This window comes from Streptomyces sp. NPDC005791, from assembly GCF_042871485.1.
GTDB lineage: Bacteria > Actinomycetota > Actinomycetes > Streptomycetales > Streptomycetaceae > Streptomyces.
The window spans coordinates 149,377-171,894 of record NZ_JBIAIP010000007.1 but is presented as its reverse complement, the minus strand read 5'-3'; the positions used below and the strand labels follow the sequence as shown (position 1 = coordinate 171,894).

At 70.7% G+C, this 22,518-nt stretch carries 20 protein-coding genes and 2 pseudogenes; 14 read left to right on the top strand and 8 right to left on the bottom strand.

Annotated features, from left to right (window positions below; genetic code table 11):
* Positions 1-17: 17 nt before the first annotated feature.
* The 5 genes from rsmI (at position 18) to ACFYSH_RS16115 (ending at position 4,355) form a co-directional block, all read left to right on the top strand.
* Complete coding sequence (rsmI, locus tag ACFYSH_RS16135; RefSeq protein WP_388753012.1) at positions 18-914, top strand: 16S rRNA (cytidine(1402)-2'-O)-methyltransferase; 897 nt, start codon at positions 18-20, stop codon at positions 912-914.
* Between the two features lie 172 nt (positions 915-1,086).
* Entirely contained in the window at positions 1,087-1,482 is a 396-nt protein-coding gene (locus ACFYSH_RS16130; RefSeq protein WP_388753009.1) for a hypothetical protein, read from the top strand.
* A 69-nt stretch (positions 1,483-1,551) separates the two neighbouring features.
* Positions 1,552-2,418 (top strand): TatD family hydrolase, encoded by an 867-nt coding sequence (locus tag ACFYSH_RS16125; RefSeq protein ID WP_388753006.1) that lies wholly within the window; start codon positions 1,552-1,554, stop codon positions 2,416-2,418.
* Between the two features lie 168 nt (positions 2,419-2,586).
* A complete protein-coding gene (gene rsmA, locus ACFYSH_RS16120; protein WP_388753003.1) occupies positions 2,587-3,459 on the top strand; it encodes a 16S rRNA (adenine(1518)-N(6)/adenine(1519)-N(6))-dimethyltransferase RsmA in 873 nt (290 codons plus the stop codon).
* The gene (locus ACFYSH_RS16115; protein WP_359478170.1) at positions 3,456-4,355 is read left to right on the top strand and encodes a 4-(cytidine 5'-diphospho)-2-C-methyl-D-erythritol kinase; all 900 of its coding nucleotides are present in this window, start codon (positions 3,456-3,458) and stop codon (positions 4,353-4,355) included. The genes rsmA and ACFYSH_RS16115 overlap by 4 nt, the downstream gene beginning before the upstream one ends.
* A 4-nt stretch (positions 4,356-4,359) precedes the next feature.
* On the opposite strand, the gene ACFYSH_RS16110 is transcribed toward ACFYSH_RS16115, so the two are convergent.
* Positions 4,360-5,010: a lipoprotein gene (locus ACFYSH_RS16110; protein ID WP_388753000.1), complete on the bottom strand. Its 651-nt coding sequence runs from the start codon at positions 5,008-5,010 to the stop codon at positions 4,360-4,362.
* 146 nt (positions 5,011-5,156) lie between these two features.
* Here ACFYSH_RS16110 and ACFYSH_RS16105 point away from each other — a divergent pair, with 146 nt between their 5' ends.
* From ACFYSH_RS16105 to ACFYSH_RS16090, 4 genes are all read left to right on the top strand, one after another.
* Positions 5,157-6,974 carry an ABC-F family ATP-binding cassette domain-containing protein gene (locus ACFYSH_RS16105; protein WP_388752997.1) on the top strand — a complete coding sequence of 606 codons (1,818 nt, stop codon included), beginning with the start codon at positions 5,157-5,159 and terminating at the stop codon, positions 6,972-6,974.
* A gap of 295 nt (positions 6,975-7,269) precedes the next feature.
* Positions 7,270-9,117: a PQQ-binding-like beta-propeller repeat protein gene (locus ACFYSH_RS16100; RefSeq protein ID WP_388752994.1), complete on the top strand. Its 1,848-nt coding sequence runs from the start codon at positions 7,270-7,272 to the stop codon at positions 9,115-9,117.
* Positions 9,118-9,175: 58 nt separating this feature from the next.
* Complete coding sequence (locus ACFYSH_RS16095; RefSeq protein ID WP_388752991.1) at positions 9,176-10,945, top strand: PQQ-binding-like beta-propeller repeat protein; 1,770 nt, start codon at positions 9,176-9,178, stop codon at positions 10,943-10,945.
* Positions 10,946-11,190: 245 nt separating this feature from the next.
* Positions 11,191-11,886 carry a LuxR C-terminal-related transcriptional regulator gene (locus tag ACFYSH_RS16090; protein ID WP_388753313.1) on the top strand — a complete coding sequence of 232 codons (696 nt, stop codon included), beginning with the start codon at positions 11,191-11,193 and terminating at the stop codon, positions 11,884-11,886.
* A gap of 34 nt (positions 11,887-11,920) precedes the next feature.
* On the opposite strand, the gene ACFYSH_RS16085 is transcribed toward ACFYSH_RS16090, so the two are convergent.
* Together ACFYSH_RS16085 and ACFYSH_RS16080 are read right to left on the bottom strand one after the other, a co-directional pair.
* Positions 11,921-12,208, bottom strand: coding sequence for a hypothetical protein (locus ACFYSH_RS16085; protein ID WP_359476970.1), 288 nt, complete (start codon positions 12,206-12,208; stop codon positions 11,921-11,923).
* Between the two features lie 15 nt (positions 12,209-12,223).
* On the bottom strand, positions 12,224-13,894 hold the full coding sequence (locus ACFYSH_RS16080) for a sodium:solute symporter family protein (RefSeq protein WP_359476973.1): 1,671 nt from the start codon (positions 13,892-13,894) through the stop codon (positions 12,224-12,226).
* A gap of 237 nt (positions 13,895-14,131) precedes the next feature.
* On the opposite strand from ACFYSH_RS16080, the gene galT reads away from it, so the two are divergent.
* From galT to galK, 3 genes are read left to right on the top strand one after another with little or no spacing between them, the layout of a single operon-like run.
* Complete coding sequence (gene galT / locus ACFYSH_RS16075) at positions 14,132-15,184, top strand: galactose-1-phosphate uridylyltransferase (protein ID WP_359476976.1); 1,053 nt, start codon at positions 14,132-14,134, stop codon at positions 15,182-15,184.
* The gene (gene galE / locus ACFYSH_RS16070) at positions 15,181-16,161 is read left to right on the top strand and encodes a UDP-glucose 4-epimerase GalE (protein WP_359476979.1); all 981 of its coding nucleotides are present in this window, start codon (positions 15,181-15,183) and stop codon (positions 16,159-16,161) included. Before galT ends, galE begins: the two co-directional genes overlap by 4 nt.
* Positions 16,158-17,333: a galactokinase gene (gene galK / locus ACFYSH_RS16065; protein WP_359476982.1), complete on the top strand. Its 1,176-nt coding sequence runs from the start codon at positions 16,158-16,160 to the stop codon at positions 17,331-17,333. The genes galE and galK overlap by 4 nt, the downstream gene beginning before the upstream one ends.
* Here galK and ACFYSH_RS16060 read toward each other — a convergent pair.
* A pseudogene (locus ACFYSH_RS16060) lies at positions 17,323-17,760 on the bottom strand (GNAT family N-acetyltransferase); the annotation flags it as partial. The gene galK and the pseudogene ACFYSH_RS16060 sit on opposite strands and share 11 nt — an antisense overlap.
* A gap of 270 nt (positions 17,761-18,030) precedes the next feature.
* Between ACFYSH_RS16060 and ACFYSH_RS16055 the strand changes: the two are divergent.
* Complete coding sequence (locus ACFYSH_RS16055; protein ID WP_359476985.1) at positions 18,031-18,825, top strand: response regulator transcription factor; 795 nt, start codon at positions 18,031-18,033, stop codon at positions 18,823-18,825.
* Here ACFYSH_RS16055 and ACFYSH_RS16050 read toward each other — a convergent pair.
* Positions 18,784-19,281 (bottom strand): MarR family transcriptional regulator, encoded by a 498-nt coding sequence (locus ACFYSH_RS16050; protein ID WP_359476988.1) that lies wholly within the window; start codon positions 19,279-19,281, stop codon positions 18,784-18,786. The genes ACFYSH_RS16055 and ACFYSH_RS16050 overlap by 42 nt on opposite strands.
* 88 nt (positions 19,282-19,369) lie before the next feature.
* Between ACFYSH_RS16050 and ACFYSH_RS16045 the strand changes: the two genes are divergently transcribed.
* On the top strand, positions 19,370-20,167 hold the full coding sequence (locus ACFYSH_RS16045; RefSeq protein WP_388752985.1) for a trans-aconitate 2-methyltransferase: 798 nt from the start codon (positions 19,370-19,372) through the stop codon (positions 20,165-20,167).
* 102 nt (positions 20,168-20,269) lie between these two features.
* On the opposite strand, the pseudogene ACFYSH_RS16040 reads toward ACFYSH_RS16045, so the two are convergent.
* The 3 genes and pseudogenes from ACFYSH_RS16040 to ACFYSH_RS16030 form a co-directional block, all read right to left on the bottom strand.
* Positions 20,270-20,431 (bottom strand): annotated as a pseudogene (locus ACFYSH_RS16040) (Uma2 family endonuclease); the annotation flags it as partial.
* 103 nt (positions 20,432-20,534) lie between these two features.
* Positions 20,535-21,221: a TetR/AcrR family transcriptional regulator gene (locus tag ACFYSH_RS16035; protein ID WP_359476994.1), complete on the bottom strand. Its 687-nt coding sequence runs from the start codon at positions 21,219-21,221 to the stop codon at positions 20,535-20,537.
* A complete protein-coding gene (locus tag ACFYSH_RS16030; RefSeq protein WP_359476997.1) occupies positions 21,218-22,204 on the bottom strand; it encodes a fatty acid desaturase in 987 nt (328 codons plus the stop codon). The genes ACFYSH_RS16035 and ACFYSH_RS16030 overlap by 4 nt, the downstream gene beginning before the upstream one ends.
* Positions 22,205-22,518: the final 314 nt, after the last annotated feature.

Here is a 22,518-nt window from a genome sequence, read left to right as displayed (position 1 = left end):
CCGCCCGTGCTGGGAGGATGGCCGATGTGACTGGAACGACTGGAACGCTCGTACTCGCAGGGACCCCCATCGGCGATGTGGCGGACGCCCCGCCACGGCTCGCCGCCGAGCTGGAGTCGGCCGATGTGGTGGCCGCCGAGGACACCCGGCGGCTGCGCCGGCTCACCCAGGCGCTGGGCATTCACACGACGGGGCGTGTCGTGTCCTACTTCGAGGGCAACGAGTCGGCGCGTACGCCCGAACTCGTCGAGGCGCTGGCAGGCGGGGCGCGCGTCCTGCTCGTCACCGACGCCGGGATGCCGTCCGTCTCCGACCCCGGCTACCGGCTCGTCGCCGCGGCCGTGGAGCGGGACATCAAGGTGACCGCCGTACCGGGCCCGTCGGCCGTGCTGACCGCGCTGGCGCTGTCCGCTCTGCCCGTGGACCGCTTCTGCTTCGAGGGCTTCCTGCCCCGCAAGGCCGGCGAGCGGCTCGGGAAGCTGCGCGAGGTCGCCGACGAGCGCCGCACGATGGTCTTCTTCGAGGCCCCGCACCGCCTGGACGACACCCTGGCCGCGATGGCCGAGGTCTTCGGAGCGGACCGCAGGGCCGCCGTGTGCCGCGAACTGACCAAGACGTACGAGGAAGTGAAGCGCGGCCCGCTGGGCGAGCTGGCGGTCTGGGCGGCCGACGGTGTGCGCGGCGAGATCACCGTCGTGGTCGAGGGCGCCACGGACTCCGGGAACGAAGGTCTGGACGCTGCCGAGCTGGTGCGCAGGGTGCAGGTGCGTGAAGAGGCGGGGGAGCGGCGCAAGGAGGCCATCGCCGCGGTCGCGGCCGAGGCGGGGCTGCCCAAGCGCGAGGTGTTCGATGCGGTGGTCGCGGCAAAGAACGCGGCTCGGACCGGCCAGGAACAGGGCAAAGGACTAACCTGAAAGGTAAAGCCCGGGCCGTGTACCCGGCCCCTGGGCCATGGATAGGCCAAAAGCGTCCCAACACTCGGCAGGCCTGGTGCTTCGCCGCCGGTGAAGGCGTCCACTTGAGGGTGGAACGCACCATCCGGAGTGCTTGTCCGGAGTGCTTGTCCCACGGACAAGAGGAGCAGGCATGAGTGAGACAGCGGCAACCACCGTGCACGAGGCGTACGCGTTCGCCTGCATGAGGTGTGGGCACGGCTGGGAACAGGCCTACGCGATAGAGCACCACGTCGACGGTTCGGGCAACGCGTTCGTGGTCTACAGGGCGGACGGGGAGCGCGTGCCCTCACCCCTGTCCACCCCGACGTGCGCGAACTGCGGCGGCCATGTGGTCCGGATCATGCGCGCCGGCCGCGTCTCGACCGTGCAGCAGCTGCTCCAGCGCCAGTACGCCACGCATCCCGCGAAGGCCGGCCAGGACGTGTCCGGCGGGGAGACGGTGGTCGCCGCCACCGGGCCGGCCCCCGGCCCCGCGCCACGCCACTGGCAGCTGTCGGATCTGCTGCACCCCTTCCACCGGCGCTGAGACCCACGCCGGGGCCCGCGCCGGGACCGGCGCCCCGGAGAGGGCCACGGGCCTCGTAGAGTCGTCGGCATGAGCCGTACCGACGCCCCGCCGCTGCCCGAACCCCTCAGGGTCCCGGTCGCCGATTCGCACACCCACCTGGACATGCAGGACGGAACCGTCGAGGAGGGCCTCGCACGGGCCGCGGCCGTCAACGTGACCGCGGTCGTCCAGGTGGGCTGCGACGTGAAGGGCTCGCACTGGGCCGCCGAGACCGCCGCCGCGCACCCGTCCGTGCACGCCTCCGTCGCCCTGCACCCCAACGAGGCGCCACGCATCGTCCACGGGGACCCGGAGGGCTCCGCGCGGCAGGGGGCCAGGGAGCCGGGCGGGCAGACCGCGCTGCACGACGCGCTCGCCGAGATCGACGCGCTGGCCGCCCTCGACCACGTACGCGGTGTCGGTGAGACGGGCCTCGACCACTTCCGTACGGGCCCCGAGGGCATGGCCGCCCAGGAGGAGTCCTTCCGGGCGCACATCGAGATCGCCAAGCGGCACGGCAAGGCCCTGGTCATCCACGACCGTGAGGCCCACGCGGACGTCCTGCGCATCCTCGCCGACGCGGGCGCGCCGGAGCGGACCGTCTTCCACTGCTACTCCGGGGACGCCGACATGGCCCGGATCTGCGCGGCGGCCGGGTACTTCATGTCCTTCGCGGGCAACGTCACCTTCAAGAACGCGCAGCCGCTGCGCGACGCGCTGGCCGTCGCCCCCGCCGAGCTCGTGCTCGTCGAGACGGACGCGCCGTTCCTCACCCCCGCCCCGTACCGCGGACGGCCCAACGCGCCCTATCTGATCCCGGTCACACTCCGTGCCATGGCGGAGGTGAGAGGGACCGACGAGGACACCCTGGCGGCCACCGTCTACGACAACACCGCGCGTGCGTTCGACTTCTGAGGGGCGTCTTCCGAGGGGCGTCGCACCCCGGTCGACACAGGGTGGTCCTACGTCTTCGGAAGGTGGCGACCGCACGGTGACGAGGTCGTCGCCCTCCGGGAGACACACGGTGTCCGGCCCCTGCCGGGCGGCGCTCCCCGGTCACCGTGGCGGCCGTAGGCTTAACGGGTGAGCACCACAGAGCCCGACGCCCTCCTGGGCCCCGCAGACATCCGCGAGCTGGCCGCAGCGCTGGGCGTACGCCCCACCAAGCAGCGCGGTCAGAACTTCGTCATCGACGCCAACACGGTCCGCAGGATCGTACGGACCGCCGAGGTGCGGCCCGACGACGTGGTGGTCGAGGTCGGCCCCGGTCTGGGCTCGCTGACCCTGGCCCTGCTCGAGGCGGCCGACCGGGTCGTCGCCGTGGAGATCGACGACGTGCTCGCGGGAGCGCTGCCGGCCACGGTCGCCGCCCGGCTCCCGGAGCGCGCCGAACGCTTCGCCCTCGTCCACTCGGACGCGATGCTGGTCACCGAACTGCCCGGCCCGGCGCCGACCGCACTCGTCGCCAACCTTCCGTACAACGTCGCCGTGCCGGTCCTGCTCACCATGCTGGAGCGCTTCCCCACCATCGAGCGGACGCTCGTCATGGTGCAGGCCGAGGTCGCCGACCGGCTGGCAGCCCGGCCCGGCAACAAGGTCTACGGCGTGCCCTCCGTCAAGGCCAACTGGTACGCCGACGTCAAGCGCGCCGGGTCCATCGGCCGCACCGTGTTCTGGCCCGCGCCCAACGTCGACTCGGGCCTGGTGTCCCTGGTCCGGCGTACGGAACCGATCCGTACCACCGCGAGCCGTACCGAGGTCTTCGCCGTCGTGGACGCCGCCTTCGCCCAGCGCCGCAAGACGCTGCGCGCCGCCCTGGCCGGCTGGGCCGGCTCGGCGCCCGCCGCCGAGGCGGCCCTGACCGCCGCGGGGATCTCGCCGCAGGCCCGGGGCGAGGCACTGACCGTCGAGGAGTTCGCCGCCATCGCCGAGAACAAGCCGGAGCCCTCCGCATGACCCGCAGCGTCACCGTCCGCGTTCCCGCCAAGGTCAACGTGCAGCTCGCGGTGGGCGCCGCCCGCCCGGACGGCTTCCACGACCTGGCCAACGTCTTCCTCGCCGTAGGCCTGTACGACGAGGTCACCGTCACCCCGGCCGACGCCCTGCGCGTCACCTGCGCCGGACCGGACGCCGCACAGGTCCCGCTGGACGCCACCAACCTGGCGGCCCGCGCCGCGATCGCCCTGGCCGCCCGGTACGGACTCGCCCCCGACGTCCACCTCCACATCGCCAAGGACATCCCCGTGGCCGGTGGCATGGCGGGCGGCAGCGCCGACGGAGCCGCCGCCCTGCTGGCCTGCGACGCCCTGTGGGGCACCGGCGCGAGCCAGGAGGAGCTCCTGGAGATCTGCGCGGAGCTGGGCAGCGACGTGCCGTTCAGCCTGGTCGGCGGGGCCGCCCTCGGTGTCGGCCGCGGTGAGCAGCTGACCCCCGTCGAGGTCGGCGGCACCTTCCACTGGGTCTTCGCCGTCGCCGACGGCGGGCTCTCCACCCCCGCCGTGTACGGCGAGTTCGACCGGCTCACCGCCGGCACCCGGGTGCCCGAACCGGCCGCGTCCTCCGCACTCCTGACCGCCCTGCGCAAGGGCGACACCACCGCGCTCGCGGGCGCCCTCGGCAACGACCTCCAGGCCGCCGCCCTCTCCCTGCGCCCCTCGCTGGCGGACACCCTCGCGGCGGGCACCGCCGCCGGCGCCCTGGCGGCGCTCGTCTCCGGTTCCGGGCCGACCACCGCGTTCCTCGTCGCGGACGAGGCGTCGGCGCGGAAGGTGGCGGACGCCCTGCTGGCCTCCGGCACCTGCCGCAGCGCGCGGGTGGCGGCGTCACCGGCGGCGGGCGCCACGGTGCGGTGACCTGTCAGCCCAGCTTCAGGGTCGCCTTCGCCAGCTCGTACGCCGGAAGCATCTCCTCGTGCTCCTGGGAGTCCAGCCCGCCCAGGTGCACCACCACCGGGCCGGCCGGCGTCGCGACGGCGAAGGCGCGTGCCGTCTGCGGTTCGTCCAGCAGTACGGAGGTCACCGTGTAGGTGACCTCCGTGACCGCTACCGACCCGGCTCCGGTCGCCGCGTACGACGGCTCGGACGCGCTCCCGTCACCGGCCACGAAGTCCTCCAGCGCCGCTCGCGACGTGGTGCCGGAACCCTTGCCCTGCCAGACCCGGAGGAAGCCGATGTTCCCGGCCGGTTTGGCGTCGATCTCGCAGACCATGGTGGCCGAGCCCTGCTGCCCCAGTTCCGCGAACTCGGAGGCGGGATCGAAGTCCACGGGCTGCGGCTTCCAGTCCGGCGCCAGCTCGAACGTCACCGGCAGCTCGCAGGCCGAGCCCGCGCCGCCGAGCGTGCCGCCCTTCTCCGGCGCGGCGCTCGCCGTCGCCGTCGTGGGGGCGGCGGCGCCGTTCCCGCCGGTGTCCGCAGCGGTGTCCGTGCCGCCGCCGGACGACGAACAGCCGGCCAGCACCGCAGTAGCCAGGGCGGCCGGAAGCAGAGCCCGTATCGCGTGACGCATCATGAAGTCCCCACCCCAGAGATGTTCCGTACCGCTCCGACCTGGGGTTACTCCCATGATCGATCGCCGCACGCTATCGCACCCCGCGCGGCGACTACTCTGGGACGTCGAGCGGCCCCCGACGCAGGGGCCACCTAGGCAGGAGTGAAATGGCCGTCAATCTGGTCAATGTCGAGCAGGTCAGCAAGGTGTACGGCACCCGTGCCCTGCTCGACGGTGTATCCCTCGGGGTGTCCGAGGGCGACCGGATCGGCGTCGTCGGCCGCAACGGCGACGGCAAGACGACGCTCATCCGGATGCTCGCCAAGCTGGAGGAGGCGGACACCGGCCGGGTCACCCACAACGGCGGACTGCGCCTCGGTGTCCTCACCCAGCACGACTCGCTGGACCCGACGGCCACCATCCGGCACGAGGTCATCGGTGATCTCGAGGACCACGAGTGGGCCGGCAGCGCCAAGATCCGTGATGTGCTGACCGGGCTCTTCGGCGGCCTCGCCCTCCCCGGGTTCGAGCACGGCCTGGACACCGTCATCGCCCCGCTCTCCGGCGGTGAGCGGCGCCGGATCGCGCTGGCGAAGCTGCTCATCGCCGAGCAGGACCTGATCGTGCTCGACGAGCCCACCAACCACCTCGACGTCGAGGGCATCTCCTGGCTGGCCGGACACCTGCGGACCCGGCGCTCCGCGCTCGTCTGCGTCACCCACGACCGGTGGTTCCTGGACCAGGTCTGCACCCGCATGTGGGACGTCCAGCGGGGCAGCGTCCACGAGTACGAGGGCGGATACAGCGACTACGTGTTCGCGCGGGCCGAGCGCGAGCGGATCGCCGCGACCGAGGAGTCCAAGCGGCAGAACCTGATGCGCAAGGAGCTGGCGTGGCTGCGGCGCGGCGCACCCGCCCGTACGTCCAAGCCCCGCTACCGCATCGAGGCGGCCAACGAGCTGATCGCCGACGTGCCGCCCCCGCGCGACACCAGCGAGCTGATGAAGTTCGCCAACGCCCGGCTCGGCAAGACCGTCTTCGACCTGGAGGACGTGACCGTCCAGGCCGGGCCCAAGACCCTGCTCACCCACCTCACGTGGCAGCTCGGCCCCGGTGACCGCATCGGCCTGGTCGGCGTCAACGGCGCGGGCAAGACCTCGCTGCTGCGGGCGCTCACCGAGGCGTCCCGCAGCCAGGGCGACGTACAGCCCGCCGCCGGCAGGATCGTCGTCGGCAAGACCGTGAAGCTCGCCTACCTCTCCCAGGAGGTCGCGGAGCTCGACCCGAACCTGCGGGTGCTCGAAGCCGTCCAGCAGGTGCGTGACCGGGTCGACCTGGGCAAGGGACGCGAGATGACGGCCGGTCAGCTCTGCGAGCAGTTCGGCTTCGCCAAGGAGAAGCAGTGGACGCCCGTCGGCGACCTGTCCGGTGGTGAGCGGCGACGGCTGCAGATCCTCCGTCTGCTGATGGACGAGCCCAACGTCCTCTTCCTCGACGAGCCCACCAACGACCTGGACATCGAGACCCTGACCCAGCTGGAGGACCTCCTCGACGGCTGGCCCGGCTCGATGATCGTGATCTCCCACGACCGGTTCTTCGTCGAGCGGACCACGGACCGGGTGATGGCGCTCCTCGGCGACCAGGCGCTGCGGATGCTGCCGCGCGGCATCGACGAGTACATCGAGCGAAGGCAGCGCATGGAGGAGACGGCCACGCCCGCCTCCGCCGCCGCGTCCTCGGCACCCAGGCCGGCACCGGCCGAGGCGATCTCCCCGCAGGCGGCGCGTGCCGCGAAGAAGGAACTGCAGAAGGTGGAGCGGCAGCTCGACAAGATGTCGACGCGGGAGACGACGCTGCACGCGCAGATCGCCGACAACGCCACCGACTTCGAGAAGGTCGCCCAGCTCGACGCCGAGCTGCGCGAACTGGTCGCGGAGCGGGACGTGTTGGAGATGCGGTGGCTGGATCTGGCCGAGGAGGCCTGAACAGGCCCTGACGGCACGTCGGGTACGGGGGCCTCACATGGCCACGCCAGGCGGATAACGACGGCATCACGGGCCGGTCCACCCTTGGGAACAGGGGGTGGACCGAACCGGGGTCCGGGGCGGTCCGGGTGGTACAAAGAAGCCCCGCTCGACTGTCGTAACGCCGCGGAACCCATGCCCGATTCGCTCCTTTCCGGGGGGAATTCAGAGATTTTCTGTACCTGATCCTCTGAGCCCAGCGGAATCGCGGGGGAGACCGGACCGGGCACCGGACCGCACGAAGGGGGACGTGCTGATGACCCAGCCGCCCAGCCAGCAACCGCCGCAGGGGGGCTTCGGGGCTCCGCAGGAACCTCAGGGCACTCCTCCTCAGCCGCCCCAGCCGCACTCACCCCCTGCGGCCCCGCCGCAGATGCCGCCCGCGCCCCCGCAGACGCCTCCCCCCGCGCAGCCGGGGTACGGCTACCCGCAGGCCCCTGGTGCGCAGCCCGGTCACGGCTACCCCCAGGCGCCGGGTCAGGCGGCTCCCGGCCCGTACGCCCAGCAGCCCGGGCCGTACGGCGGCGCCCCCTCCGGCCCGTACGGCGCCCCCGCCGGGCCGTACGCCCAGCAGCCCGGCCCGTACGGTCAGCAGCCCGGTTACGGCTATCCGCAGCAGCAGTACCCCGGTGCGCCCGTGCCCGGCGGCTCCGGCGGCGGCCCCTTCAAGGGCAAGCCCGCCGTCATCATCGGTGCGGCGCTCGCCGCGCTCCTCGTCGTCGGCGGCGGCATCTACCTCGCCACGAGCGGTGGCGGCGACGAGAAGGATCCCGTCGCCAAGTCCAGCAGCGGCGCCCCCGATCCGAGCGTGTCGCCCACCGTCGACCAAGGGGACGGCAAGGGCGACGGCCGCGAGGTGAACGACGACCTGAACGCCGGGCGCAAGGCGGGCGAGGCGAAGGTCCTCTGGCTCACGGCGAACGACATCGACCTGCCGCGCAACGGCGCGGACGTGTACGGTCCGTGGATCGTCGGGGACACGATCGTCAAGGGCATGTACCGGTCGGTCGTCGGTTACTCGGTGGCCGACGGCAAGGAGAAGTGGAAGCTTCCGCTGCCCGCCGACATGTGCGCGGCACCCGGGACGGCCACCGCCGACGGCAAGATCGTCATCGGCGTGAAGAACGGCACCACGGACAAGGCCACCTGCGCCGACCTGCAGATGATCGACCTCAACACCGGCAAGGCCGGCTGGAAGAAGGCGGTCAAGAAGAACGGCAACTTCGACCTGCTGTCCGACATCGGTATCGCGATCAGCGGTGACACCGTGGCCGTCGGCCGCACGAGCAACTCCAACGCCTACCGCGTCAGCGACGGCAAGGAACTGTTCGGCAACCCGTCGGCCGGCTGCCAGCCGTTCGCCTTCGCCGGCGGCCCCAAGCTGATCGCCGCGACCAGCTGCCGCACCGAGTACGGGGACCCCCCGAAGCAGCAGGTCCAGGAGCTCGACCCGACCACCGGGAAGGCCAAGTGGACCTACGAGCCCAAGGTCGGCTGGGAGGTCGACAAGGTCTACTCGGTGAGCCCTCTCGTCGTCTCGCTGACCCAGCGCGAGGAGAAGAAGTGGGGCATCCTCGCGCTCAAGGAGGACGGAACGCTCCGTTCCCAGCTGATCAGTGACAAGGGGGACAAGCTCTCCGTCGACTGCGGAGGCGGCTTCGTGGTCTTCGGCGGGCAGCTGGAGGGCTGCAGCGGCCTCGCGGCCGACGCCAACACCTTCTACATGATGACCGAGGACGACACCAGCGGCTCCGCGCGCACCAACGCGGTCATCGCGTTCGACCTGAACACCGGCAAGACCAAGTGGAAGGCCGCGGCCCCCGCCGAGCGCACCATGAAGCCGCTCCGCATGGAAGGCGGGAACGTCCTGGTCTACCTGGAGCCCTCGTACGACAAGGGCGGGGCGATCGCGACGATCGCACCCACCGGAGGCGCGCCCAAGGTGCTGCTGCAGCACCCGGACTCGACGACCGGCATCGAGAACTTCTTCTCGTCCGAGACCCTCTACGCGGGCGGCCGCTCCTTCATCGTCAGCAACCGCGTCAGCGCGAGCAACGACGAGGAAGAACAAGAGCAGACGACCATGATGGCCTTCGGCAAGTGACGGCCGACGACGGCAACCGCCACCCCTTCTTCTCAGACTCCGCAGAGGTACGCACGCCATGACTCAGCCGCCCAACGAACCGCCCCAGGGCGGATTCGGCGCACCGCAGGACCCGCCCCCCGGCGGGTTCGGCGCCCCCACCCCGCCGCCCCCCGGCGGTTACGGCAGTCCGCCCACCCCGCCGCCGGCCGCGCCCGGGCAGCCGCCGCAGAACCCGGCGTACGGCTACCCGCAGGCGCCGCCTCCCGGCCAGCCGCCCACCCAGCCCGGCTACGGCTTCCCGCAGGCGCCGCCTCCCGGGCAGCAGGGGTACGGCTACCCGACCGCACCGATGCAGCCTCAGTACCCCGGCCCCCACCAGGGCGGCGGCAAGAAGTTCACCACCCAGACGCAGATCATCGTCGCAGCGGTCGTCGCCGTGGTGCTGATCGTCGGCGGCGGTGTCTTCTACGCCTCCGGCGGCAGCGACGACGGCAAGCAGGACGAGGCGTCCTCGGCCGGAACCAACGGCGGTGAAGGCAAGGGCGGCGAGGGCGCGGGCCCGGGCGGAGGCACCGAGAAGGCCCCGGCCGACACCAAGTCCAAGGTCGGCTTCCAGCTTCCGCACCCGAAGGTCACCGACACCACGGCCGTCTTCGGTTCCTGGGTCACGGACAAGGCGTACGTGAAGAGCGGCGTGTACGAGATCGTCGGTTACGACATCGCCAAGGGCACCAAGCTGTGGTCGATCCCGCTGACCGGCCAGGTCTGCGCCGCGTCCCGGCACATGAGCAAGGACTACAAGACGGCCATCGCCTTCCAGGACGCCAAACCGAGCGCCGCGGACAAGTACCCCTCCTGCACCCAGGTCGGCGCACTCGACCTGGCCACCGGCAAGCTCATGTGGAGCAAGTCCGTCACCTCGGCCTCCAGCGGTGACGAGCCCGTCAGGTTCGGCGAGGTGACGCTCAGCGGCACGACGGTCGCCGCGGGCGGGACCAGCGGCGGCGCCGCCTTCAACCTCGCGAACGGCGCCGAGCTCTGGAAGCCGAAGGCCGACGCCGACAACTGCTACGACATGGGCTACGGCGGCGGCGAAGCCCTCGCCGTGGTCCGCAAGTGCGGCAGCTACGACACCCCGCAGCTCACCGTCCAGGCGCTGAACCCGAGCACCGGCGCACCGCTGTCCTCGTACAGCATGCCGGCCGGCGTCGAGTACGCGAGCATCGTCTCCACCAAGCCGCTCGTCGTCGCGGCCGACGTCGGCGAAACCGCCGGCGACGGCAGCAGCATCTCGGACTTCTTCTCCATCGACGCGGCCACCGGCAAGCTCATCGTCCGTATCTCGGCCGACGCGGACAAGTACGCCGCGGAGTGCGGCTCCACCGAGGTCGAGCAGTGCGGCTCACTCGCCGTCGGCAACAACAGGATCTACGTGCCGACCGAGGAGCACGAGGGCGGCGGCGAGTACGGCGACACCAACGAGATCGTCGCCTTCGACCTCACCACCGGCAAGCTCGTCGGAGGCAGGGCGGACGCGGGCGACCGCTACACGCTGACCCCGCTGCGCATGGACGGCTCCGACGTCATCGCGTACAAGCAGCCCCCGTACGACAAGGGCGGCCAGATCGTCTCCATCGACGGCTCCACCTTCGAGGAGACCGTCCTGATGGTCAATCCGGACGACGAGGCGGTCGTCGACGCGGAGACCAGCTTCTCCGTCGACTACGCCGAGTTCATCTACGAAAAGGGGCGGCTGTTCATCTCCGAGAGGATGGTCAGCGAGCCCAGCAAGTCCGGTTCACCGGATGACAAGCAGTTCCTCGTGGTGTCCTTCAGCACCGTCTGACCCGCCCGGCCCGCTCCCGGGCCGGCAGCCACGGCCCTGCCGGTTGATCATCAGACCGGCAGGGCCGATCGTTTTCCGACGGCCAAGTAGTCCCGGATGACGCAGAATTCGACATTCTGGGGGGCCGCTGACCAGTAGGGGGCGCGCCACGTCGAACAAGCGTGTAACTTGCCGGGTCAGAGGGGCCGGGGGGCCTGTTCAGCTTCACGCAGCGGTACGGCGCTGCACACATGGGGGCGTTTCCGATGGTCGTGCGGCTCATGGTGGTCGACGACCACCGTCTGCTCGCCGAGGCACTCGCCTCGGCGCTGAAACTGCGGGGACATCGGGTGCTCGCCGCGGCCGCGCCGACGTCCGGGGCCGCGGAACTGGTCGTCAGCAGGGCGCCGGAGGTCTGCCTGTTCGGTACGTCGGCGCCCGCCGAACCCGGTGCGTTCGACCCGATCGTACGGATCGCAAGGGAACGGCCCCAGGTCGCGGTGGTGGTGCTCGGTCCGGTGCCGAGCCCGCGCGGCATCGCCGCGGCCTTCGCCGCCGGTGCGGCCGGTTACGTCCGCCACGACGAACGCATCGAGGGCGTCGAGCGGGCCATGATCAAGGCCCGTGCGGGAGAGGTCGCGGTCTCCCCGCAGCTGCTGCGGGGCGCCTTCACCGAGATGCTGCATCCGGCGGTCCAGCCGGACGACGAGGGACAGCGACTGCTGCGGATGCTGACCCCGCGCGAGGTCGAGGTGCTGGTGCGGGTCGCCGAGGGCGAGGACACCCGGCTGATCGCCGCCGGTATGGAGATCGCGCCGAGCACCGCGCGCACGCATGTGCAGCGGGTGCTGATGAAGCTCGGCGTCGGCTCCCGGCTGGAGGCCGCCGCACTCGCGGCCCGTACGGGACTGCTCGACCGGGCGGCGTCGGGAACGCCGCGGGGGCCGGGCGGCCTCGCGTGAACGCGTGGCCGCCCGGCCCCCGCGGGGCCGCCGGTCAGCTCTCCGGTGTGTCCGGGGCCTCGTCCGGCACCTGGGCCGGGCGCAGCTTCATCCAGATGAGGAAGAACAGGCCGAGCGCCAGCATGGCCAGGCCGGTCCACAGGTTGATGTGGACGCCCTCGGCCTTCTTCAGGTCGGCGTCGGACGGGTTGATCCCGGCTATGGTGACGATCACTCCGTAGACCACGAAGAGACCGCCGATGATCCGCCGGATGTCGAACAGCCGGGCCGCGGTCGCGGACGTGCGCTCCAGCTCGGAGACTTCCTTGTGCAGGTCGGACATGGTGAGTGCCTCCGATCAGAGCGAGTAGGGCAGGTAGCACAGGGTGGCGAGGACGATGGCGCCCCAGCCGAGCAGGGCGGGCTTGCGGTACCAGGCGTTGTCGCCCTCGTCCGGCGCCTCGTCGGCGTCCGGGGACTCCGTCCCGTAGACCAGACCGGCCAGTTCGGCCTCCGGCTTGGGGGCGGTGAAGAGGGTGACGGCGACCATGACGACCGCACCGGCGACGAATCCGACGATCGCGGACACGAAGTTGGCGCCCTGGTCGGACGGGATGTCGATGATGCCCTGCTTGTAGATCACGAAGTAGTTCACCATCGCGGCCGTGGTGCCCGCGACGAGGCCCCAGACACCGGACTTCATCGAGGCGCGCTTCCAGAACATGCCGATGATGAAGACGACGAACATCGGGACGTTGAAGAACGAGAACAGCGTCTGCAGGTACGTCATGATGTTGGAGAAGCTGGCCGCGATGAACGCCGTGCCGATCGACGCCAGAACACCCACCGCGGTGATCAGCCGGCCGAAGCGCAGGTAGTACGCGTCGGGCTGGTCCTTCTTCACGTACCGCTGCCATATGTCCGTGGTGAACACCGTGTTGAACGAGGACACGTTGGCGGCCATACCGGCCATGAACGCGGCCAGCAGACCGGTCACCGCGATGCCGAGGACACCGTTGGGCAGGAGTTCCTGCATCAGCAGCGGTATGGCGTCGTTGTACGTGAGGTCCGAGCCGGGGGTACCGATCTTCGGGACCACGACGGCGGCGACCAGGCCGGGGATCATCACCGCGAAGACGATGAAGATCTTCGGGAAGGCGGCGATCAGCGGGGTGCGCTTGGCCGCCGAGAGGTTCTTCGCGGACAGGGCGCGCTGCACCTCGGCGAAGTTGGTGGTCCAGTAGCCGAAGGAGAGCACGAAGCCGAGGCCGAGGATGATCGTCAGCCAGTTGGCGCCGAGCGGGTTGGCGTCACCGATGCCGGTACCGCCCCAGGCGGACATGAAGTCCGTGCCGTGCTGCTTCTCCAGCGAGCCGCTCAGCCCGTCCCAGCCGCCGACACGCTTGAGGCCCAGCAGGGTCAGCGGGATCAGCGCGGCGAGGATGACGAAGAACTGCAGTACCTCGTTGTAGATCGCGGAGGAGAGACCGCCGATGGTGATGTAGACGAGGACGAAGAGTCCCGCGACGACGATCGCGACCCACTGCGGCCAGCCCAGCAGCGCTTCCACGACGATCGACAGGGCGTAGAGGTTCACGCCGGCGATCAGGATCGCCGCGAAGGCGAAGAGCACGGAGCTCAGCAGGTGCGCCGACTTGTCGAAGCGCTGGAGCAGGAACTCCGGTACGGAACGGACCTTCGACCGGTAGTAGAAGGGCATCATCACCAGGCCGAGGAAGACCATGGCGGGGATGGCGCCGATCCAGTACCAGTGGACGACCGCGACGCCGTACTGCGCGCCGGTCGCCGCCATGCCGAGGATCTCGGTCGCCCCGAGATTCGCCGCGACGAAGGCCAGACCGGTCACCCAGGCGGGCAGCGACCGTCCGGAGAGGAAGAAGTCGAGGCTCGTCCTCACACTTGCCCGGGCGGCGAAGCCGATGCCGAGAACCACGACGAAGTAGATCGCCAGGATTGTGTAATCGAGCCCGTTCGTGGGGAGCCGGAGCCCTTCGGCCAGATATTGCATGGGGGGTACTCGCTTCGTTGCGCGAACTGAACCCGTCGGAACCTACGCCTTTGTGTTCAGAAAATGAACAGGTCGCATGATGTTCTTTGTTTGATCGTGATCGCACGGGGTGATATGTCCGGATCTCGCTGAGCATCCGCACAGGGCGGTCACAGGGTCCGACGACATTGACGCACCTGTTGGCTTGTGATTAGTTATGTGCGGTTCTGTTTAGAGGGCGTTGCATGGAGGAGCCTGGTGAAGAAGACGGTTACGACCCTCGCCGACGGCCGTGAGCTGATCTACTACGACTCCGCGGACGACACCGTCCGCGACGCCGTCGACGTGCGGCCGCTGGACGCCGTATCCCCCACCGAGGGGGGCTCGGAGATCCGCCACGACCCCCTGCTCGGCGACTCGGTGGCCATCGCCTCGCACCGTCAGGCGCGTACGTACCACCCGCCGGCCGACGAATGCCCCCTCTGCCCCTCGCGCGAAGGCCGGCTCAGCGAGATCCCCGACGACGGCTACGACGTCGCCGTCTTCGAGAACCGCTTCCCCTCCCTCGCCGGTGACTCCGGCCGCTGCGAGGTCGTCTGCTTCACCTCCGACCACGACGTGTCCTTCGCCGGCCTCACCGAGGAGCAGGCCGCCCTGGTCCTGGAGGCCTGGACCGACCGCACGGCCGACCTCGCCGAGCTCCCGCAGGTCACCCAGGTGTTCTGCTTCGAGAACCGGGGCGCCGAGATCGGCGTCACCCTCGGCCATCCGCACGGGCAGATCTACGGCTACCCCTTCGTCACCCCGCGCACCGAGCTGATGATGAACTCGGCCCGCAACCACCGGGCGGAGACCGGCCGCAACCTCTTCGACGACGTCGTGGCCCGCGAGCTGGCCGACGGCGACCGTGTCGTCCTGGAGGGCGAGCACTGGGTCGCCTTCGTGCCGTACGCCGCGCACTGGCCCTACGAGGTCCACCTCCACCCGCGCCGCCGCGTCCCCGACCTGCGGGAGCTCGACGAGGGCGCCCGACAGGAGTTCCCACAGGTCTATCTGGAACTCTTGAGGCGATTCGACCGGATCTTCGGCCCCGGCGAGCCGCCGACGCCGTACATCTCGGCCTGGCACCAGGCACCGTTCAGGGTCCCCGGACGTGAGGACTTCGGGCTGCACCTGGAGCTTTTCACCATCCGGCGCACCTCCGGCAAGCTGAAGTTCCTCGCGGGTTCCGAGTCCGGCATGAACGTGTTCATCAACGACGTGCCGCCGGAAGCCGCGGCCCAGCGACTGCGAGAGGTAGCGAGCCAGTGAGCAACTCCGGCAAGAAGTACCTGGTGACGGGTGGCGCGGGATACGTCGGCAGTGTCGTCGCCGCACACCTGCTGGAGGCCGGTCACACCGTGACCGTCCTCGACGACCTGTCGACCGGCTTCCGCGAAGGCGTCCCCGCGGGCGCCGAGTTCATCGAGGGCCGCATCCAGGACGCCGCCAAGTGGCTGGACCCCTCCTACGACGGAGTCCTGCACTTCGCCGCGTACTCCCAGGTCGGCGAGTCCGTCGTCGACCCCGAGAAGTACTGGGTCAACAACGTCGGCGGCACCACCGCCCTCCTCGCCGCCATGCGCGACGCCGGGGTGCGCACCCTCGTCTTCTCCTCCACCGCGGCGACCTACGGCGAACCGGTCTCCAGCCCCATCACCGAGTCCGACCCCACCGCGCCCACCAGTCCGTACGGCGCATCCAAGCTGGCCGTCGACCACATGATCAGCGGCGAGGCGACCGCCCACGGCCTGGCCGCCGTCTCCCTGCGCTACTTCAACGTCGCGGGCGCCTACGGCAGCTGCGGCGAGCGCCACAGCCCCGAGTCGCACCTCATCCCGCTGGTCCTCCAGGTCGCCCTCGGCCAACGCGAGTCGATCTCCGTCTACGGCGACGACTACCCGACCCCCGACGGCACCTGCGTACGCGACTACATCCACGTCGCCGACCTGGCCGAGGCCCACCTGCTGGCCCTGGAAGCGGCCACCGCGGGCGACCACCTCATCTGCAACCTCGGCAACGGCAACGGCTTCTCCGTACGCGAAGTCATCGAGACCGTCCGCCGGGTCACCGGCCACCCGGTCCCCGAGACCGCGGCCCCCCGCCGCGGTGGCGACCCGGCCGTCCTCGTCGCCTCCGCCGCCACCGCCAGGGAACGGCTCGGCTGGCAGCCGTCCCGCGCCGACCTGGCCGCCATCGTCGCCGACGCGTGGACGTTCGCCCGCCGAGAGGAGCCCACCGCACCATGACCGACAACGCCGACCTGACCGCCGGCTTCACCGAGCTCTACGGGACCGCCCCCGAAGGGATCTGGGCAGCACCCGGACGAGTGAACCTGATCGGTGAGTACACCGACTTCAACGACGGCTTCGTCATGCCGCTGGCCCTCCCGCACCACGCCCGCGCGGCCGTCGCCCGCCGCACCGACGGACAGCTGCGCCTGCACTCCACCGACGTACCGGGCGGCGTCGTCTCGCTGCGCGTCGACGAGCTGGCCCCGCACTCCGGCCACGGCTGGGCCGCCTACCCGGCCGGCGTCGTCTGGGCGCTCCGCGAGGCCGGCCACCCGGTCACCGGCGCGGACATCCAGCTCACCTCCACCGTGCCGGTGGGCGCCGGACTCTCCTCGTCGGCCGCCCTCGAGGTCGTCACCGCGATCGCCCTGAACGACCTCTTCGAACTGGGCCTCAGCGACCCGGAGATCGCCGTGCTCGGCCAGCGCGCCGAGAACGCGTTCGTCGGGGTGCCCTGCGGCGTCATGGACCAGATGGCCTCCGCGTGCTGCACCGAGGGTCACGCGCTGTACCTCGACACGCGCGACCTCACCCAGCGGCAGGTCCCCTTCGACCTGCCGGCGCACGGACTGCGGCTGCTCGTCGTCGACACCCGGGTCAAGCACGCCCTGGGCGACGGCGCGTACGCGGAGCGCCGGGCCGGCTGCGAGGCCGGCGCCCGGGCACTCGGTATCCCCACCCTCCGAGACCTTCCCTACGAAGACCTGGACGCCGCACTGGAGACCCTCGCGGCGGCGGGCGAGGACGAGTCGGTCGTGCGCTACGTCCGCCATGTGGTGAGCGACAACCACCGGGTGGAGCAGGTCATCTCGCTGCTCGACGCGGGCGAGGTGCGCGCGGCGGGCCCGGTCCTCAACGAGGGGCACCTCTCGCTCCGCGACGACCTGCGGGTCTCGTGCCCGGAGCTGGACCTCGTGGTCTCCACGGCGAACGCCGCCGGGGCGCTCGGGGCGAGGATGACCGGGGGCGGCTTCGGCGGCTCGGCGATCGTGCTGGTGGAGGAAGCGATGGCGGACACCGTCGCCAAGGCCGTCGCGGAAGCCTTCATCTCCGCCGGCCACGCAGCCCCAGGAATCTTCCCCGCGGTGCCTTCGGCGGGGGCCCGGCGGGTCGCTCCAGCTGCTTGACCAGGATGAACTCCGCGGCGCCGGGCGGATAGTCCGCCACCTCGCCGACCACCTCGTACCCCTGCTTCCGGTAGAAGTCCGGGGCCTGGAAGCCCCAGGTCTCGAGCCGGGAGCGGGTACAGGCCCGGTCGTCGTGGGCGAGGCGTTCCGCCTCGGCGAGGAGCCGCGCGCCGAGGCCGATGCCCCGGTGGGGCGTGTCCACCCAGAGCAGGTCCACATGGAGCCAGTAGGCCCAGGTCCGTCCGCTCAGCCCGCCGGCCAGCTCCCCGCTGTCGTCCAGGAGCCATACCTCCAGCGGGACTTCGTGCTCGGCGGAGGTGGAGTGCAGGGCGCGCAGCTCCGGTGAGCCGTCCCAGTTGTCGTCGTGCAGCCGACGGCCCAGCAGAATACGACGTTCCTTGTCCACTTCGGTCTCAAGACGGAACATGAACAACACCCTAAACACCTTGGGTGGTCAGTTCCGCGAATCGCCTTCCGCCGACCACCGCCCGCCGTACGCTGATGCTCAGCACCGGTGGGGGCCGGTGCCGTTTCAGGGGACGAGACAGTCGGATACGACGCCCAGGGCGGGTGGTGGCCGGCACACGGCGGCGGCCGTGCGCCGTCGGTCCACCGGAGTGCTCCGGGCGTCGTGTCCGCCGCGGTCCGCCCCCGTCGGGGTCGGCCATGAACGGCGCGTCCCAGGAGCTCACACAGCATGGGGGTGTCTGTGGCTCGTATCCGGGTTCTGGTGGTCGACGACCACCGCATCTTTGCCGAGTCCCTCGCGGCGGCCCTCGCCGCCGAACCGGATGTCGACGTGTCCGCGGCGGGCAGTGGCCCAGCCGCGCTGCGGTGTCTGGAGCGCGCGACCGCCGAGGGACGCCGCTACGACGTGATGCTGGTCGACGCCGAACTGGGCATCCTCGCTCCGGACGGCGCCCGGACCGTTCCCGCGCCGCTCGGCGCACCGGAGGGCTCGGCCGGCTCTGCTCCGGTGGACGGCATCTCGTTGGTGGCCGGGGTGCGTGCGGGGCATCCGCGCCTGCGCACGGTGGTGCTCGCCGAGATGGACGACCCGCGCCGGGCGGCGACGGCGCTGCAGGCCGGAGCGTCGGGCTGGGTCGCCAAGGACTGCTCGCTGCAACGTCTGTTGACGGTCATACGAGGCGTGCTGCGTGACGAGACGCATCTGCCGGCCGCGCTGCTGACCGGGGTCCTGCGGGAGCTGACCGCGGCCCGTAAACACCGCACCGAGAGCGAGCAGCTCGTCGAGTCCCTGACGCCGCGCGAGCGCGAGGTACTGCGCTGCATGGTGGCGGGCCTGGGCCGCAAGGCGGTCGCGGAGCGACTCTTCCTCTCCCCGCACACGGTGCGCACCCATATGCAGAACGTGCTGGGGAAGCTGGGTGTGCACTCGACCCTGGCAGCCGTGGCGCTGGCCCGGCGGGCCGGTGTCGGTCCAGCCGCGCTAACCGGGGATGTTGTCGAACGGGGCGGTCAACTGGCGTAGCAGCCCCGCCAGTTCCGACTGCTGCTGACGGGAGAGCTCGCCCAGGATGGCCCGCTCCTGGTCGAGCAGCCCGGCCAGCGACTGGTCGGCCTTGTCGCGGCCCAGGGCGGTCAGCCTCACCAGGACGCCGCGGCGGTCGCTCGGGTCGGGCAGCCGCTCCACCAGGTGCTTCTTGGTCAGCCGGTCGATGCGGTTCGTCATCGTGCCCGAGGTGACGAGCGTCTGGGTGAGGAGCTGGCCGGGGGAGAGCTGGTACGGGGCGCCGGCACGGCGAAGGGACGTCAGGACGTCGAATTCCCAGGGCTCCAGCTCGTGCTCCGCGAAGGCGATTCTGCGGGCCCGGTCCAGATGCCGGGCCAGCCGGGAGACGCGGCTCAGGACCTCGAGTGGTTCCACGTCGAGGTCGGGGCGCTCGCGGCGCCATGCAGCGACCAGTCGGTCGACCTCGTCCTCCATGTCGATCAGTGTAAAGGGTCCCTCGACATGAAGTCTCTTGAATTCAAGTGTCTTGACATCAAGAAAAACACCTGGTGATCCTGGCCGTATGACAGCACCCACCTGGGACCCCCGGCAATACCTCCGGCACGCGGACCACCGCACCCGCCCCTTCCTCGACCTCCTCGCCCGGACCGGGCCCCTGCCGCACGAACCCGCACCCCGGATCGCCGACCTCGGCTGCGGCGCGGGCAACGTCACCGCCCTCCTCGCAGCACGCTGGCCCGGCGCCCGCATCACCGGCTACGACAGTTCCCCCCAGATGCTCGAACGCGCCCGTACCCACGCCGGCCCCCTCCTCGACTTCACCGAAGCCGACGCCGCCACCTGGGCGCCCACCGAGACGTACGACCTCATCGTCTCCAACGCCCTGCTCCAGTGGGTCCCGGGCCATACCGCCCGCTTCCCCCACTGGCTGGACGCCCTCGCCCCCGGCGGCACCCTCGCCTTCCAGGTCCCCGGCAACTTCGACGCCCCCAGCCACACCCTCATGCGCGAACTCGCCGAGTCCCCCCACTGGCACGACCGCCTCGGCGGCCTCCTGCGCCACGGCGACGCCGTACACACTCCCGCCGACTACCTGGAACACCTCACCGCACCCGGACGGACCGTCGACGTCTGGGAGACCACCTACCTGCACCTGCTCCAGGGTGAGGACCCCGTCCTCGACTGGGTCAAGGGCACCGGCCTGCGCCCGCTCCTCGACGCCCTCGCCGACGACCCGGAGGCCCAGGAGGCCTTCCTCGCGCAATACCGCGACCTGCTCCGCACCGCCTACCCGGCCGGCCCGCACGGCACGGTCTTCCCGTTCCGCCGGATCTTCGCGGTGACCCGCACGGCCGGGTGAGCCGTCAGAGCCGGTCGAGGGCGTCCGGTGAGATGTCCAGGTCCACGGGGAACGGCACCCCGGTCTTGAGCCGGTCGTGATGGATGCCCGTCAGGGCATGAGGCTGTGAAAAGTGCGCTGCGGACTCACGAAAACCAGGCTCCCGTCGAGCAATTCCGTGTGCGGCGGGAGATCGGGCAGCGTGAACAGGTCGTCCACGGTGTATCCGTCCTGCGGGGGCACCGGCCAGCGGCTGCTGTGCCCGGTGATCGGCTCGGCGGTCATGGTTCCTCCCATGGACGGGATTCTGTGCCCTGCCGACCACACGACGGCCGGGTGTTCACAGGCGTCATCACAACGGGTGACGCGCCGGGAGCCTGCTCGTGGATCAGCTCTTCCGGTGGCCTATCAGTCGCGGCTTCGACTCCAGGTTCTCCAGTCCGTGCCACGCCAGATTCACCAGGTGGGCCGCGACCTCGGCCTTCTTCGGCTTCCGTACGTCCAGCCACCACTGCCCGGTCAGCGCCACCATCCCGACCAGCGCCTGCGCGTACAGCGGGGCCAGCTTCGCGTCGAAACCCCGGGCCTTGAACTCCAGGCCCAGGATGTCCTCGACCTGCGTCGCGATGTCGCTGATCAGCGAAGCGAACGTACCCGTGGACTGTGCGACCGGGGAGTCACGGACCAGGATCCGGAAACCGTCCGTGTACGTCTCGATGTAGTCGAGCAGCGCGAACGCCGCCTGCTCCAGCAGCTCACGCGGATGACCCGCCGTGAGCGCCCCGGTCACCAGGTCCAGCAGTTGGCGCATCTCGCGGTCGACCACGACGGCGTACAGGCCCTCCTTGCCGCCGAAGTGCTCGTACACCACCGGCTTGGAGACCCCGGCGCGCGCCGCGATCTCCTCCACCGAGGTGCCCTCGAAGCCCTTGTCGGCGAACAGGGCGCGGCCGATGTCCAGGAGTTGCTCGCGGCGCTCCTTGCCCGTCATCCGGACCCGCCGGACCCGTCGGGTGGGGGCAGGCACGCTCTTCTCGCCGCTGGTGCTTCCGTCGGTCGCCACGTCGTCAATCATGCCGGGTCGACGACCGGGGGCTTGCGCCGGGAGGCGATACGCGAGGCATCGGGCCACCGCACGTCGTGCGCCCAGCCCAGCTGCTCGAACCAGCGGATCAGCCGGGCGCTGGAATCGATCTGTCCCCTCATCACTCCGTGCCGGGCACTCGTCGGGTCCGCGTGGTGCAGGTTGTGCCAGGACTCGCCGCACGAGAGCACCGCCAGCCACCAGACGTTCCCGGACCTGTCGCGGGACTTGAAGGGGCGCTTGCCGACCGCGTGACAGATCGAGTTGATCGACCAGGTCACGTGGTGCAGCAGCGCGACACGGACCAGCGAACCCCAGAAGAAGGCGGTGAACGCACCCCACCACGACATGGTGACCAGCCCGCCGACCAGCGGCGGAATCGCCAGCGAGAGGATCGTGAAGCTGAGGAAGTGACGCGAGATCGCACGGATCGCCGGGTCCCTGACCAGGTCCGGGGCGTACTTCTGCTGCGGCGTCTGCTCCTCGTTGAACATCCAGCCGATGTGGGCCCACCACAGGCCCTTCAGCAGCGCCGGGAAGTTCTCACCGAACCGCCACGGCGAATGCGGATCACCCTCGGCGTCGGAGAACCGGTGGTGCTTGCGGTGGTCGGCCACCCAGCGCACCAGCGGGCCCTCCACGGCCATGGAGCCGGCGACGGCCAGGGCGATACGGAGCGGACGCTTCGCCTTGAACGAGCCGTGCGTGAAGTAGCGGTGGAAACCGATCGTCACGCCGTGGCAGCCCCAGTAGTACATGGCGACCAGCAGGCCCAGGTCGAGCCAGCTGACGCCACGGCCCCAGGCCAGCGGCACCGCCGCGACCAGGGCCGCGAACGGCACCACGATGAACAGCAGCAGGGCGATCTGTTCGATCGAACGTTTCTTGTCGCCGCCGAGCGTGGCGGAGGTGGTTGCGGAGTCGCCTGCCGCCGTCGGCAGGCCGTCGTCGATCACATCGGGGCTGGTGGGCATTGGGGAGTCCCCTGTGAGGTGAGGAAATATGATGGTATGAGCGGGCTACGCTTCCGTAACCTACGGCAACGTAAGTATGACAGCGAAGAGCGCCACGACACGAGCGCGCCGCCGCCACAACCCCTCCGCCACCAGGCCCACACCTCCCGCCTACCCCGGATCGGAACCATCCCGCAGGGCAACGAGGACGCCGAACCCCCGGACACCTATCCTGGGGAGCGTCGGACAGCGCGGTCCGCACTCTGCACATCCGGGGTGACCCGTCAGCACCGCGAGCGCCCCGGCCCCCCTGACAGACGTGCTCAACCACTGCA

Bases quoted from the DNA above. Each gene is read 5' to 3' on its own strand.
- rsmI (WP_388753012.1), top strand. From the start codon at position 18: ATGGCCGATGTGACTGGAACGACTGGAACGCTCGTACTCGCAGGGACC.
- ACFYSH_RS16130 (WP_388753009.1), top strand. From the start codon at position 1,087: ATGAGTGAGACAGCGGCAACCACCGTGCACGAGGCGTACGCGTTCGCC.
- ACFYSH_RS16125 (WP_388753006.1), top strand. From the start codon at position 1,552: ATGAGCCGTACCGACGCCCCGCCGCTGCCCGAACCCCTCAGGGTCCCG.
- ACFYSH_RS16115 (WP_359478170.1), top strand. From the start codon at position 3,456: ATGACCCGCAGCGTCACCGTCCGCGTTCCCGCCAAGGTCAACGTGCAG.
- ACFYSH_RS16110 (WP_388753000.1), bottom strand. From the start codon at position 5,010: ATGATGCGTCACGCGATACGGGCTCTGCTTCCGGCCGCCCTGGCTACT.
- ACFYSH_RS16105 (WP_388752997.1), top strand. From the start codon at position 5,157: ATGGCCGTCAATCTGGTCAATGTCGAGCAGGTCAGCAAGGTGTACGGC.
- ACFYSH_RS16100 (WP_388752994.1), top strand. From the start codon at position 7,270: ATGACCCAGCCGCCCAGCCAGCAACCGCCGCAGGGGGGCTTCGGGGCT.
- ACFYSH_RS16095 (WP_388752991.1), top strand. From the start codon at position 9,176: ATGACTCAGCCGCCCAACGAACCGCCCCAGGGCGGATTCGGCGCACCG.
- ACFYSH_RS16090 (WP_388753313.1), top strand. From the start codon at position 11,191: ATGGTCGTGCGGCTCATGGTGGTCGACGACCACCGTCTGCTCGCCGAG.
- ACFYSH_RS16085 (WP_359476970.1), bottom strand. From the start codon at position 12,208: ATGTCCGACCTGCACAAGGAAGTCTCCGAGCTGGAGCGCACGTCCGCG.
- ACFYSH_RS16080 (WP_359476973.1), bottom strand. From the start codon at position 13,894: ATGCAATATCTGGCCGAAGGGCTCCGGCTCCCCACGAACGGGCTCGAT.
- galK (WP_359476982.1), top strand. From the start codon at position 16,158: ATGACCGACAACGCCGACCTGACCGCCGGCTTCACCGAGCTCTACGGG.
- ACFYSH_RS16055 (WP_359476985.1), top strand. From the start codon at position 18,031: ATGGGGGTGTCTGTGGCTCGTATCCGGGTTCTGGTGGTCGACGACCAC.
- ACFYSH_RS16050 (WP_359476988.1), bottom strand. From the start codon at position 19,281: ATGGAGGACGAGGTCGACCGACTGGTCGCTGCATGGCGCCGCGAGCGC.
- ACFYSH_RS16045 (WP_388752985.1), top strand. From the start codon at position 19,370: ATGACAGCACCCACCTGGGACCCCCGGCAATACCTCCGGCACGCGGAC.
- ACFYSH_RS16035 (WP_359476994.1), bottom strand. From the start codon at position 21,221: ATGATTGACGACGTGGCGACCGACGGAAGCACCAGCGGCGAGAAGAGC.
- ACFYSH_RS16030 (WP_359476997.1), bottom strand. From the start codon at position 22,204: ATGCCCACCAGCCCCGATGTGATCGACGACGGCCTGCCGACGGCGGCA.